The organism is Bradyrhizobium sp. USDA 3311, from assembly GCF_054062495.1.
On the sequence record NZ_JBSSFI010000001.1, the window covers coordinates 7,416,270 to 7,429,179 of the forward strand.

Here is a 12,910-nt window from a genome sequence, read left to right on the forward strand (position 1 = left end):
GGGTCCTCTCACTCCGCAGCCGCGGCGCCGTAGCCACCGCCGCCGCACATCTCGATCGTGACGAGATCGTCTTGCTGCAGCACCAGATTTGATTTGCCGTCGATCGCAACATGCGCCCCCTGCCGGATCAGCGAGATACGGCAGGTCTTGCCGGCCTCGCCGCCCTGCATGCCGAATGGCGGAATCACCATGCGCTCGATGCAAGTCGTGAGATGCATCGCCGGCGCCAGGATGCGATAGGTACGGACGGAACCGTCACCGCCGGGATAGGCACCCGCGCCGCCGGACTGCCGGCGAATGGCCTGCTGCTCCAGGCGGATCGCGTAGTTCGCCTCGATAACCTCGACCGGCGTGTTCGAGGTGTTGGAGAGATGCACCCGGGTTGCCGACATGCCGGCGCGATTGTGCCGCGCGCCCTCGCCGCCGCCATGGACCTCGTAGAGCATCTTCCATGAACCGTTATGACGCGGTTCGGCAAAGAACAGCACGCCCGCGGTGGTCGCGCCCCCTGCCGACAGACGTTCCGGGATCGTGTCTTGCATCGCGCGAAAGATCGCATCGACGATGCGCATGGACGTCTCGTGGTTGCCGGCGGCAACCGAAGCCATCCAGCCCGGCTCCAGGATCGAGCCCGGGCGCGTGATGATGGTCAGGGGCCGGAGTGCACCCGCATTCTGGTTCATGTCGCGTCCGCTCATGATGCGCGCGGCATAGGCGACGGCCGAGCGGGCCATGAACGGCGTCGTGTTGCAGAAGTTCGAGACGCGGTCGCAGCTTCTGGAGAGGTCGAAGGTCGCCTCATCGCCGCGAATCGTGATCTTGACGTGGATGCGCGCGGGCGCGTTGTTCTCGCTGCCATCGTCGAGATAATCCTCGCCTTCGTAGACGCCATCCGGCAGCGCGCGCAGCGCCTCGCGCATCTCGATCTCGGAGAGATCGTGCAGGCGCGACTGCGTTGCCGTGAAAACCGCCTTGCCGTGCTCGCGGCAGAGCTCGACGATGCGCTTCTCGCCGGCCTTGGTCGCCGCGATCTGGGCCAAAAGATCGCCCTCGCAGGACTCGGGGTCGCGGACGTTGGCCTTGAGCAGTTGCACGATCGGCGTATTGACGCCGGCTGAGGTTGCGATCAGCACCGGCGGAATCCGCATCGCCTCCTGGAAGGTATCGATGGCCTTGGCGAAATAGCTGCCGGGCCAGGTGCCGCCGATATCCGGCCAATGCGCGAGGCTGACCGCGAAGGCCACGATCTCGCCGTCGACGAAGACAGGACGAACAACCTTGACGTCGTTGAGATGGTTGCCGCCGAGCGCGCCGACATTGTAGATCACCACGTCGCCGTCATTCAGGCTATCGCGCGGCATCACCTTCAGCAATTCGGGGATGGTGTAGGCCATCGCGCCGAGATGGATCGGGATGTCGCGGCCCTGCCCGACCAGACCGCCGCGACCGTCGGTGATCGCGGACGACAGATCGCCGGCCTCGCGCAACAGCGGCGAGCGCGCCGAGCGCGTCATCACCAGGCTCATCTCTTCGGCCGCGGCGGAAAGCCCGTGCCTGATGACTTCGACGACGAACGGGTCGAGCTTCATGCCGCCCTCCGCGTCAGGAACAGATTGCCGGCGGCGTCTGGCCTCGCTTGCCAGCCGGGCGGAACCACCACTGTTGACCACGCGTCTTCGATGATGGCCGGACCGCTGACGATTTCGGTCAGTGCAGCGCGGTCGATGATTGCTGCCGCGATCTCGTGGAAGCCGTCGAACGAGCAGATGCGCGTACCTGAGGACACGGCCCTCACCGCTGTCGCCGGCCGACTGACGACGGTCGTCGACGGACGGCGCGCCTGCACCCGCACGGACTCGATGACGCAGGGCTCGCCGGTCGCATAGCCGAAAAGCTCGTGATGCCGCGTCAGGAAGTCTCTCTTCAACTGTGCGACGTCGAGCGGAAGCGTGAAGGATACCGGGATGGCATCATTCTGCGCAGTGTAGCGCATTAGGGCCACCAGCTCGACCTGGATCTCCGCCTGCGCAACGCCATTGGCGATCAGCGGCGCGGAGGCATCGTCAATCAGAGTGCCGATCCGCTCCGACACGCGGGCGAGATCGATGCCGTCGAGGGCGGCGCGCAGCGTCTGCTGCTGGAGGAAGCTGAAATCGGCGGTAAGACAGCCCAGCGCCGAGAACGCACTCGATGCGCTCGGCACGACGACCGCTGCAATCCCGTAGAGATCGGCAAGACCCGCAGCATGCATCGGTCCGCCGCCGCCGAAGGCGAGCAGCGTGCAATCGCGCCCGTCGATGCCACGCTCGACCGTGACGCGGCGGAGCGCGCGCGCCATCGTCGCGTTCGCGACCTTGATGATGCCGAGCGCCGTCTCGGTCAGGCTCATCCCCAACGCACGCGCGATCGGCGCGATGACATCAGCGGCCGCCTTGATATCGATCCCGATGCGGTCGCCAAGCTTGGTCTCGGGATTGAGATAGCCGAGCACGGCGTTGGCGTCGGTGATGGTGGGCTCGGCTCCGCCACGGCCGTAGCAGGCCGGCCCCGGCTCGGAGCCGGCGCTCTCCGGCCCGACCGTCAGGCCGCCGGGACCGTTGCGCACGATCGATCCGCCGCCGGCGCCGATGGAATGAACCGCGAGCATCGGCTGGCGCAGCGGCTTGTCGCCGAGCATGCGGCCGTCGGTCATCTCGGCCTGGCCGTCCACGATCAGGCACACGTCGGTCGTGGTGCCGCCCATGTCGAAGGTCAGCATGCGCGACGTGCCGAGCTGGCGCGCGATACTGACCGAGGCCGAGACGCCGGCCGCAGGACCCGACATCGCCATCACGAGTGGCCGCCGTTTCACCGCCGAGATCGGGATCATGGCGCCGGCCGAATGAAACACCTGCAGGCCGGCTCCGATCGGCAACCGCTGCTCCAGCTCGCTGAGATATTCCACCGCGATCGGCATCGCGGCCGCGTTGAACACGGTTGCCGAGGTCCGCTCATATTCGCGGGCTTCCGGATTGACCTCGTGCGAGAGCGAGACGTGGGCGACGACGTCCTTGAGCCGCTCGCCGAGAATCTTTTCATGCACCGGATTGGCGTAGGCGTGCAGCAAGGCCACCGCGACGCTCTGAACGCCGGTCTGCTTGAGCCAGGCCACCAGACGCTCGATCTCGGCGTCCTCAAGCGCCTTCAGCACCCTGCCTTCGTGATCGAGGCGCTCGGCGAGTCCAAAGCATCGTTCGGGCGGCACCAGAGGCGGCGATTTCGGGGGAATGTCGAGCCGATAGAGATCGCGGCGGCGATAGCGCGCGATCTCGAGCACATCGGCAAAGCCTTCGGTCGCGACCAGCGCAACCTTCGGCAGCCGGCCCTCGACGATGGCGTTGGTCACGCGGGTGGTGCCGTGGACGAAGCGCTTGACCTCGCTCTTGCGCAGGCCGACGGCCTCGATGGCCTCAAGCATCGCCTGAACGGGCGCCTGCGGGCGCGACGGCACCTTCGCAATCCGCGCCTCCGCGGAGTCGCGCCGGATCGCGATGATATCGGTGAAGGTGCCGCCGATATCGGTGCCGACTTCCCAGTGATGTTCAGAAGACCTCATGTGCAGGGATCAGCTACGCGTGACGTCCGAACCGGACGCCGGGTCCTTGCCGTTCATCGCAACGTCCAATGCCGAAACCAGAGCGCTCATCATGCATCCCTTGTCATGCCACCGACCGAGAGCGTGCGACAGAGCGATGGGCACGGGATAGGGCCAGAGTTGTCGCAAACCACTAGACCAGCGCGCGACCGGCGCCGTGCGCCACGCCACCTGCTGCACGTTTTGGTGCAGTCGTGCCCGCAGAGAGAGCACGCGAACACGGGCCGGCTCACGCGAGAAACGTGCAGCGCACCACGGAATTCTCCGGGCAAATCGCAACTCCTGCTGCGCTGCAATCCGAACGTCTGAAATCGTCTGTCTAATCTGCAGGCGATCGAACGGCGCTGCGGGATCGTCGGGTGCCTATGAGCTATGCACCACGATCGGCTCTGCCTCTCTTTATTGTACGAACAGTACGAGACGATATTGCCGGATCGGATGATGCATTGCGGGAGCCGCTGCCGATGCAAGCCGCGATTCTCGCAAGCAGCGGAGATGCATCCTCGACGCGCAGCCGCCCGTATCCGAACACCAGGCCTTGCAACGTCGGCTGCTCCAGAAAATTCTGCGACAGCGGCTGCACATGGATGCCGGCCTGCTTCAGGCTTGCAGCCGCTTCGCGGTCGCTCATCCGCGCCCGCATCGCCTCGGTGAACAGCGCCACCAGATGCAGTCCCGTCACCGCCGCGGACACGGTCAGATCGTCAGGCATCAGCGTGGCGATCGCATCGATCAGCGCCTTGCGCCTGGTGGCATAGGCCCGGCGCATCCCGCGCAGGTGCCGCAGCAGATGCCCCTCCCGCATGAATTCGGCGAGCGCGAGCTGACCGACGCCGGAGGTATGGACGTCGATCCGCGCGCGGCCCTTGGAGAAGCCATCGATGAAATGCCTGTTGGCGACGATGTAGCCGAGCCGCAGGTTCGGCATCATGATCTTCGAGAAGGTGCCGAAATAAATCACCCGCCCCTCGCGATCGAGCGAACGCAAGGAGGCGATCATGCTGTCCTGGTGCCTGAACTCCGAATTGTAGTCGTCCTCGATCACCCAGACATCGTTCTTGTTGGCCCAGTCGAGCAGCTCGAGACGCCGCTCCAGGCCCATGCTGACGCCGAGCGGATATTGATGCGACGGCGTGACCACGATCAGCCGGGCACCCGGCGCGCGTCGAATCCCTTCCGAGACCACCAGCCCCTTGTCGTCGACCGGAACCGGAACGAGCTTTGCGCCGGCCGCCGTGAGCGCCCACCGGGCCTCGACAAAGCCGGGCTCCTCGACCCAGACCTCGTCGCCGGGATCGAGGATCATCCGGCTACAGAAATCGAGCGCCCCCGATGTGCCTGACGTGACGACGACCTCCTCCGGCGAGCAGACCAGCCCGCGCACCGAGCCGAGGAAATTTGCGATCTCGCTGCGCAGGCGCGGATGGCCTTCGGGAGGGAGATCGAGGCACTCCTGCTCCCTCGGATTTTGCCAGGTCTGGCGCAGCAGGCGCGACCAGTCCTTGAAGGGGAACGTCGAGATATCAGGTGCGCCGGGACTGAACTCCGACGGCCAGTTGGTCTCGTAGTCGAACGCCAGCAGTGATTGCCAGCGCTTCGACATATGGGCGGGCACGGCCGCGGGCGACGCCACCGACGGCGGCTCCGCATGCGGTGTTGCGACTGACGCCACCATGACGCTGCCGCGCGGCGTCGATTCAAGATAGCCCTCGGCGTAGAGCAGATCCCACGCGGTCAACACCACCGTGCGCGAGCAGCCCAGCTCCCGCGCGATCTCCCGTGAGCCCAGAAATTGCGTTCCGGCCGGAAAGACGCCGCGCAGAATGCAGCCGCGGATGTGGGCCGCGATCTGCAAGTGCAGCGGCACGGCCGACGTCCGGTCGATGTGCATCCCGGCGAGAGATACGCGCTTGTTCGGTTGACGGCTCTTGTCCATCGCGCAGAGGTGATTGTTGGAACGGCCGGCGATCGCCAGCCTCACCTCAGGATGCGTCAAGAGCGGATTCGGGTCCAGCCTCGGCTGGATCGGTCACCCCGACCGTGTGGTAGGCGCGGCCGAAATAGATCAGATTGTCGGTGCAACCGGATCTTTGCAGGGCCACGACGCGGCAGAACAGCACGTCATGCGTACCGACATTGACGATATCGGCAATCCGGCAGTCGAACGCGGCGGAACAGTCGGCCAGCACCGGTGCACCGGTTACGAGTGTCGACCACGCGGCCGCGGCAAACCGTTCCTCGGCGGGCACCTTGCCGCCGAACAGCCGGGACAGCGGCTCATGCCGGGCCGAGAGCACGTTGACGCACACCACCTCGTTGCGCGTCACGCTGGAGTAGGCAGAGGAGCCGCGGTTGATGCAGATCAGAAGCGTCGGCGGATCGTCGGTAACGCTGCAAATGGCGGATGCGGTAAATCCGGCGTGACCCGCGCTGCCGTCTGTGGTCACGATGTTGACGGCCGCGCCGACACAGGCCATCGTATCGCGGTAATCCTGAGGGGCCACGTCCTGCATCGGCGTCCTCACCCCTCGATGCCGGGCACAAACGCGAGCCCGCGCAGCACCTCGCCCAGCACGGAGGCGCCGGCGGCAACATGATCGGGCTCGGCCCATTCGTGCTCGACATGGCTTGCGCCGTCGCGGCACGGGATGAAGATCATCGCGGCGGGACAGATCTTGGCAAGATGGCGGGCGTCGTGACCGGCGGCCGAGAGGATGGCCATCGCGGGATGCCCCTGCGCGCGCGCCGCTTCTGCGATGCTTGCCCGCAGGCGCGGATCGAAGGCGTTCGACGGTGCATCGACGAGCGGTGTCACCGTGACCGCGCACGGTGCGGCGTTCTGCTGGCAAAGAGCGTTGATCCGCGCGCCGGCCCGATCGAGCACCGCATTATCAGGATGACGCAGATCGATGCTGAAGCTGACGCGCGAAGGCACCACCGACGGCGCGTTCGGAACCACGGCAACACGGCCGATGGTGAACTTGATGTCGGCATCGACCGTGCCGATCTCGGCATGGAGCGCCGCCGCCATCCGCGCAAAGGCCGCGAGCGCATCCCGCCTCTCCTGCTGCGCCAGCGTGCCGGCGTGTCCTTCGGCGCCCTCGACCACCAACTGAAACGTCTTCTTGCCCTGGATGCCCGTGACGACCCCGATCGCGCAGTCGGCTGCCTCGAGCAATGGTCCCTGCTCGATGTGCAATTCGAGATACGCTCCGGCCGCGAAGCCGAGTGGCCTGTGCGGCACATCAGGGAAAGCCTGGTGGAGGCGGTCGAGCGCTTCGCCGACGCTGATGCCGTCGGCATCGCGCGCGGCGCGGATCGCATCCATATTGCGTTCGCCGGTAAAGGCCTCCGAACCCATCATGCCCGGGGCGAAGCGCGAGCCTTCCTCGTTCATCCAGGCGACGACGATGACATCGCGTGCCGGCCTGTCACTTTGCTCGGCGAGCGAGACCGCCGCCTCCAGCGCCGCCATGACACCGGCCGCACCGTCGAATTTCCCGCCGGTCGGCTGGCTGTCGAGATGACTGCCGAGCAGAACCGGCGACGCGGCGCGATCGCGCCCGGCCAGCGTCAGGAACAGGTTTCCCGCGGCATCCGTCGACGGCGTCAAGCCCGCCTCGCGCGCCCAGCCGATAACACGGCGCCAGGCGGCAATCTCGCCGTCACTCAGTGCCTGGCGGTTGACCCCGCCGGCGGGCGTCGCGCCGATCTCGGCGAGCGCCATCAGGCGCGTCCAGAGCCGATCGGCGTTGATCAAGGTGCTCGATCCCATCGACCTACTTCGTGCGCATGATCTGGCCCGGCAGCGCGCGCGGATCGCGCGGCAGCCAGCGCCCGGCCTCGACCTGGGCGATGAACTCGGCAAGCAGCGCGTTGAACGCCGCCGGCTCCTCGAGATTGAGCGTGTGGCCGGTCTTGGGGAAGACCGAGAGACCGCAGGCCGGAATGGTCTTCTTCAGGAAGATGCCGGGCTGGAGACAATGATCGTCCTCGTCGCCGACGACGACCAGCGTCGGCACCATCATCTTCTTCAGGCCGTCTTCGAGATCGTAGAAGGACGGCCGCCGTGCCTGGACCCCGCGCATGGTGTTGGCGGCGCCGCGATCGGAATGGGTAGCAAGGCAATCGGCGAATTCCTTCCAGCCGCGCGGATCCTTGTTCTGGAACTGCACCCGGCTCGCGCCGAGCGCGTAGATCTTCGAAAATTCCTTGGCGCCCTGCTTCTCGAAATTGTCGGCAACTTCGAGCGAGACGCCGCGAAAATAGTCCTCAAATTCCTTCTCGCAGCCATAGCCGGCGCCGGCCACCGTGAGCGACAAGGCACGCTCCGGCGTGCGCAGGCCGAAATGCACCGTACAGAAACCGCCCATCGACAGGCCGACGATGTGCGCCTTCTCGATTCGGAGCGCGTCGAGCACGGCGACCGCATCGTCAGCGGCGATCGCCTGCGAATAGGCCTCCACGCTGTCGGGCACATCCGACGGCGGATAGCCGCGCGCGGCGTAGGTGATGCAGCGATGGCGCCGGCTGAAATAGCGCAACTGCGGCTCCCAGCTTTGGTGATTGCCGCCGAATTCATGGATGAAGAGGATCGGCGTGCCTTCGCCCGCCTCTTCCACATGAAGCTTCACACCGTCTTTGGTGGTGATCATCGTCATCGGCATATTCCCTAGAATTGCGGCGGCAGGTCGTTGAGCGTGCGCGCCTGCGCAACCATGTCCGGCAGCAGCGTGCAGAGCTTTTCGACCCACGCCTGCGGCACGGAGGTGCTGATCTTGACGAAGCGGTCGCCGAAGCGCTGCGTGTGATAGGTGCCCTGGCGGATCATGATGCCCTGCCGGCGATAGCACTCGACCAGCGCCTCGGGACGGATGCCCGCCGCGATGGTCTCCAGCACGAGAAAGTTTCCGTGCGAGGGCATGATCGGCAGCGCCAGCCCTTCGATCGCGGCCGCCGCCTCCTGGATCATCGCCTTGTTGGCCCGGTCGGTGCTGCGGACCTTCTTCATCCATTCGGCCTTGACGGAAAGTCCCGCTTGCGCCGCACGCTGGGCGATGACGCTCGCACCGAGCACGCTCGTGGATGTCAGCGCCAGTTCCTCGAACAGGTCAGGCGCTGCGACCAGAGCGCCGATCCGCAGGCCGGCAAGCCCGAGCCATTTCGAAAAGCTGGTCGAGACCACCGAGCCTTGCGGCGCCACGTGGAGCGCCGGGGTGTGGCCGTCGGCGAAATCGCGGTAGGTGCAGTCGTGCACCAGCAGCGCGCCGCAATCGCGCGCAATCGCCGCGAAGCTCTCGATCTCCTCGCGGGTGTAGCGAATGCCGAGCGGATTGTTGGGATCGACGAGATAAATGATCGCCGTGCGCTCATCGACATTCGCCTTCAACGCCTCGGGCGTCAGGCGGTAGTTGCAGGCCGGATCGTAGATCGGAATCTCGATCACCTCGGCGCCCTGCTGGCGCGCGAACAGGCACGGCCATTTCCAGGTCGGATCGGTCGTCACCAGCGTCGTGCCGGGCTTGCAGCGCGCGCGACAGATCATCGCCAGCGCGTTGACGCCGCCCTCGGTCACCAGCGCCTCTGCGCCGGGCACACCGAGGTCGGCGACGATCGCGGCACGCAGCGCCTCGAAGCCGAGCGGCGGGGCATAGGCATTGAACTCGCCAGCCTCGATCGAGCGCAGCATCGCCTCGCGCACGGCGGGGTGGCTCTCGATATGGTTGGTGTTCTGCCCGAGCCAGTAGAGCCCGGGCGTCGCCGAGAGCTCATCGAAATAGCGGTTGCGGAGCAGTGCCGCGGATTGAGGCTTCGACATCGAGGCCTCAGATCACCGAGCCGCGTGCGGCGATGCCGCCGTCGATCGTCACCACGGTGCCAGTGATGTAGCCGGACCTCGGCGAGGACAGGAAGGCGACCAGATCGGCGACCTCCTCCGACGTCGCGGGGCGCTTGCCGGGATATTTGTCGAACAGCTCCTCCCAGCGGCTTTCGTCGCCGAGCATGTCGATCGCCTTGCGCTTCATGATCTTGAGCATGCGGTCGGTGGCAACCGGCCCCGGATTGACCGCGACGACGCGCACGCCGTGATCGAGGCTGCGGCCGCCGAGCGCCTTGGTGAAGGACATCAGCGCCGCGTTGCCGGTCGAGCCGGCGATGTAGCTCGCGTCCCAGTTCTCACCGGAATTGCCGATGATGTTGATGATGACGCCGTCCTTGCCCTTCATGCGCGGATAATAAAGACGCGACAGCGTGATGTAGCCGAACACCTTGAGATCGAAGCCGCGCCGCCAGGCAGCATCATCGAGGATTTCCAGCGAGCCGGCCGGGATGTCGCCGGCATTGTTGACGAGGATGTCGATGTCGCCGACCTCGGCCGCGAGCTTCTCCATCGCGGCCGTGCTCGACAGGTCGAGCGCGTGGATGGTGATCTTCACGCCAAAGCGGGCTTCCAGATCACGCTTGGCCTGGAGCATCGCCTCGCCATTGCGGGCGGCCAGATGCAGGTGACAGCCCTCCGCGGCGAAGAGTTCGGCCACCGCAAGTCCAATTCCTTTCGACGCGCCGGTGATCAGGGCGGTCTTGTTCGTCAGCTTCAGGTCCACTCCGGGTCTCCAGGATGCAAGCTAGATATACAAGGTCTAGCAATTTGCATACCAAGCGACATCGGGGGTCATTCGAAGGCGGCGAGGAAGTCCAGAAGGTTGTCGCCGAGCAGGTTGACGTGATCACGCATGGCGCTGTGCGCCCGCTCGGGATCGTGGGCCAGGATCGCCTGCATGATCGCCTCATGCTCGCGAACGGTGTCGGCAATCCGGTTCGGCATGCGCGTCACCCGGCGGCGATAGGCCGCCACCTGGTTGCGCAGCTTGCGGGTCTGCTCGGCCAGGAAAGCGTTGCGCGAGGCCTCGTAGATCGCCTCGTGAAATTCCTGATTGATGTCGTAGAAGACATCGATGTCGCCGGTTTCACCTGCCGCCACAAGCCGCTGGTGAATCTCGCCAATTTCAGTCCCCCAGGCCTGGGAGACGCGCCGCGCGGCGAGCCGCGCGCAGAGCCCTTCCAGCTCCGCCATGACCTGGAACATCTCGATCAGCGCCTGCGCCTTGATGCTGCGGACCGTCGCCCCTTGCCGGCCGCGCAGTTCGACCAGATTGTTGGCGGCCATCAGACGGAATGCCTCCCGCACCGGCGTGCGCGAGACGCCGAAGCGCTGGGCGATCTCCTGCTCGTCGAGCCGGCTGCCCGGCTCGAGATGCCCCGCCGCGATCGCCCCTTCGAGCTTCTGGCGCAGGCTCTCGGCGAGCGTCATGCCGGGGCCTGCCGCCAGGGTTTCGTGCCCATTTTTCACGCGCCTGCCTCCGGCATGTGCACCAATATCCGCCATCATGTTTCTCCGATGTCGATATACGTATACAAAATGGCACCAATCTTCCAGTGAACCGGCCGATTTTCTGGCGGAGACGCGTGCATCTCCGGGATATCCACCTGCCAACTCGCAAATCTTATGCCTGATTTGCCGCGAAATCGCACTGGCACACGAGTTGCTAAGAGATTTCGACGCGGTCCGCTTTCGTATGCGAATGGCCGCCGCCATTATACAAGGACATCCCGGTGCAGGCTGCCCGCCTCCCCGATCCCGGACCGGCCATCGAGGCCCCGCAGGCTCACCCGAAGCCTGGGCCGCTGCTCGAGCTGCGCGCGATCGACAAGACCTTCGGCTCCGTTGCGGCACTGTCCGGACTTCAGGCGAGCGTCGCCCCCGGCGAGTTCGTCACCGTCGTCGGCCCGAGCGGCTGCGGCAAGAGCACCCTCTTTAATATTGTCGCCGGCCTGGAAGAGCCCGACGCCGGCGGCATCCTGCGCTTCGAAGGCAAGAGCTGCCACGCCGCCGACCTGCTCGGCCGCGTCTCCTTCATGCCGCAGCGCGACCTGCTGTTTCCCTGGCGCAATGTCGTCGACAACGCCATCCTCGCGCTCGAGGTCGAGGGCATGCCGCGCGAGCAGGCGCGCGCAAAGGCGCTGAAGATGCTGCCCGAGTTCGGGCTCGCCGGCTTCGAGAAGCAATATCCCAACCAATTGTCGGGCGGCATGCGCCAGCGCGTCGCCCTGATGCGCACCTTCCTGTTCGAACGCGACCTGATGCTGCTGGACGAGCCGTTCGGCGCGCTCGATGCGCTGACGCGGGCGATGATGCAGCGCTGGCTGCTCGACGTCTGGCAGAAATACCGCCGCACCATTCTCTTCATCACCCATGACGTCGACGAGGCGATCTTCCTCGGCGACCGCGTGCTGGTGATGACCGCGCGTCCCGGCTCGGTGAAGCTCGAACAGGTCGTCGACCTGCCCCGCCCGCGCCGGCCCGAAATCGTCACCTCCCCCGAATTCGTGCGCCTCAAGCGCACGCTGCTCGATGCGATCGAGGAGGAAAGCATGAAGTCGTTCCAATCCTCCATCGCGCAGGAGAAGACGCCGTGAATGCGATGTCAGCGAGAGAGCCGCAAGCCGCGCCGCGCGGCATCGAACCGGCCGAGTGGGATGCCCGGGTCAAGCTCGCGGCCTGCTATCGCATGGTCGCCAAGCTCGGGATGGACGACCTGATCTACAACCACATCTCCTTGCGCGTGCCCGGCCACGAGGACCAGTTCCTCATCAATCCCTACGGCCTGCTGTTCGACGAGATCACGGCATCCAGCCTGGTGAAGATCGACACCAAGGGCAACAAGCTCGACGACACGCCGCATGCGGTCAACGTCGCGGCCTTCGTCATCCATGCCGCGATCCACACCGCGAACCACGACGCGGCCTGCGTGCTGCACACCCATTCCGACGCGAGCGTCGCGGTCTCAGGGCAAGAGAAAGGCCTGTTGCCGCTCAGCCAGTTCGCGATGCGCTTCTACGACCGCCAGGCCTTTCACGACTACGAAGGCGTCGCCATCGACCTCGACGAGCAGGTTGGCCTGGTGCGCGACCTCGGCTCGCACAAGGTGATGCTGATGCGCAATCACGGCATCCTCACCGTCGGACGGACGCCGGGCGAGGCCTTCATGCTGCTGTATTATTTCGAACGCGCCGCGCGGATCCAGCTCCAGATGCAGGCGGCGGCCGCAGCCGGCGCCAAGCTGGTGATGCCCCCGCACGAGGTCTGCGAGAAAGCAGCGCGTCAGTTCTGGGAATTGCAGGGCGACATCCTCGTGCCCGGCGAACGCGAATGGCCGGCGCTGATGCGCCAGCTCGACCGCACCGATCCGTCCTACCGCCATTGATTTCACCGCC

General features: G+C 65.8%; 11 protein-coding genes. 2 read left to right on the plus strand and 9 right to left on the minus strand.

Annotation, left to right across the window (positions count from 1 at the left end; all coding sequences use genetic code 11):
* Nucleotides 1–8: 8 nt before the first annotated feature.
* From ACVWW6_RS35570 to ACVWW6_RS35610, 9 genes are all read right to left on the minus strand, one after another.
* Nucleotides 9–1,589, minus strand: coding sequence for a hydantoinase B/oxoprolinase family protein (locus tag ACVWW6_RS35570; RefSeq protein WP_456682366.1), 1,581 nt, complete (start codon nt 1,587–1,589; stop codon nt 9–11).
* A complete protein-coding gene (locus ACVWW6_RS35575; protein WP_456682367.1) occupies nt 1,586–3,595 on the minus strand; it encodes a hydantoinase/oxoprolinase family protein in 2,010 nt (669 codons plus the stop codon). Before ACVWW6_RS35575 ends, ACVWW6_RS35570 begins: the two co-directional genes overlap by 4 nt.
* 409 nt (nt 3,596–4,004) lie before the next feature.
* Nucleotides 4,005–5,630, minus strand: coding sequence for a MocR-like pyridoxine biosynthesis transcription factor PdxR (pdxR, locus tag ACVWW6_RS35580; RefSeq protein WP_456682368.1), 1,626 nt, complete (start codon nt 5,628–5,630; stop codon nt 4,005–4,007).
* Nucleotides 5,617–6,147, minus strand: coding sequence for a flavin reductase (locus ACVWW6_RS35585; protein WP_456682369.1), 531 nt, complete (start codon nt 6,145–6,147; stop codon nt 5,617–5,619). Before ACVWW6_RS35585 ends, pdxR begins: the two co-directional genes overlap by 14 nt.
* An 8-nt stretch (nt 6,148–6,155) precedes the next feature.
* Nucleotides 6,156–7,409 (minus strand): Zn-dependent hydrolase, encoded by a 1,254-nt coding sequence (locus tag ACVWW6_RS35590; RefSeq protein ID WP_456682370.1) that lies wholly within the window; start codon nt 7,407–7,409, stop codon nt 6,156–6,158.
* 4 nt (nt 7,410–7,413) lie between these two features.
* Nucleotides 7,414–8,295: an alpha/beta fold hydrolase gene (locus tag ACVWW6_RS35595; protein WP_456682371.1), complete on the minus strand. Its 882-nt coding sequence runs from the start codon at nt 8,293–8,295 to the stop codon at nt 7,414–7,416.
* Between the two features lie 11 nt (nt 8,296–8,306).
* Complete coding sequence (locus tag ACVWW6_RS35600) at nt 8,307–9,452, minus strand: pyridoxal phosphate-dependent aminotransferase (RefSeq protein WP_028172081.1); 1,146 nt, start codon at nt 9,450–9,452, stop codon at nt 8,307–8,309.
* A 7-nt stretch (nt 9,453–9,459) separates the two neighbouring features.
* Nucleotides 9,460–10,239 (minus strand): SDR family oxidoreductase, encoded by a 780-nt coding sequence (locus ACVWW6_RS35605; RefSeq protein ID WP_011086104.1) that lies wholly within the window; start codon nt 10,237–10,239, stop codon nt 9,460–9,462.
* A gap of 68 nt (nt 10,240–10,307) precedes the next feature.
* Entirely contained in the window at nt 10,308–11,231 is a 924-nt protein-coding gene (locus ACVWW6_RS35610) for a GntR family transcriptional regulator (protein WP_456682372.1), read from the minus strand.
* 17 nt (nt 11,232–11,248) lie between these two features.
* On the opposite strand from ACVWW6_RS35610, the gene ACVWW6_RS35615 reads away from it, so the two are divergent.
* Both ACVWW6_RS35615 and ACVWW6_RS35620 read left to right on the plus strand, forming a co-directional pair.
* Nucleotides 11,249–12,112: an ABC transporter ATP-binding protein gene (locus ACVWW6_RS35615; RefSeq protein ID WP_011086102.1), complete on the plus strand. Its 864-nt coding sequence runs from the start codon at nt 11,249–11,251 to the stop codon at nt 12,110–12,112.
* Complete coding sequence (locus ACVWW6_RS35620) at nt 12,109–12,900, plus strand: class II aldolase/adducin family protein (RefSeq protein ID WP_456682373.1); 792 nt, start codon at nt 12,109–12,111, stop codon at nt 12,898–12,900. The genes ACVWW6_RS35615 and ACVWW6_RS35620 overlap by 4 nt, the downstream gene beginning before the upstream one ends.
* Nucleotides 12,901–12,910: the final 10 nt, after the last annotated feature.

Excerpts from the sequence above, each read along its gene's own strand:
- ACVWW6_RS35570 (WP_456682366.1), bottom strand. The coding sequence starts at position 1,589 with ATGAAGCTCGACCCGTTCGTCGTCGAAGTCATCAGGCACGGGCTTTCC.
- ACVWW6_RS35575 (WP_456682367.1), bottom strand. The coding sequence starts at position 3,595 with ATGAGGTCTTCTGAACATCACTGGGAAGTCGGCACCGATATCGGCGGC.
- ACVWW6_RS35585 (WP_456682369.1), bottom strand. The coding sequence starts at position 6,147 with ATGCAGGACGTGGCCCCTCAGGATTACCGCGATACGATGGCCTGTGTC.
- ACVWW6_RS35590 (WP_456682370.1), bottom strand. The coding sequence starts at position 7,409 with ATGGGATCGAGCACCTTGATCAACGCCGATCGGCTCTGGACGCGCCTG.
- ACVWW6_RS35595 (WP_456682371.1), bottom strand. The coding sequence starts at position 8,295 with ATGACGATGATCACCACCAAAGACGGTGTGAAGCTTCATGTGGAAGAG.
- ACVWW6_RS35600 (WP_028172081.1), bottom strand. The coding sequence starts at position 9,452 with ATGTCGAAGCCTCAATCCGCGGCACTGCTCCGCAACCGCTATTTCGAT.
- ACVWW6_RS35610 (WP_456682372.1), bottom strand. The coding sequence starts at position 11,231 with ATGGCGGCGGCCATTCGCATACGAAAGCGGACCGCGTCGAAATCTCTT.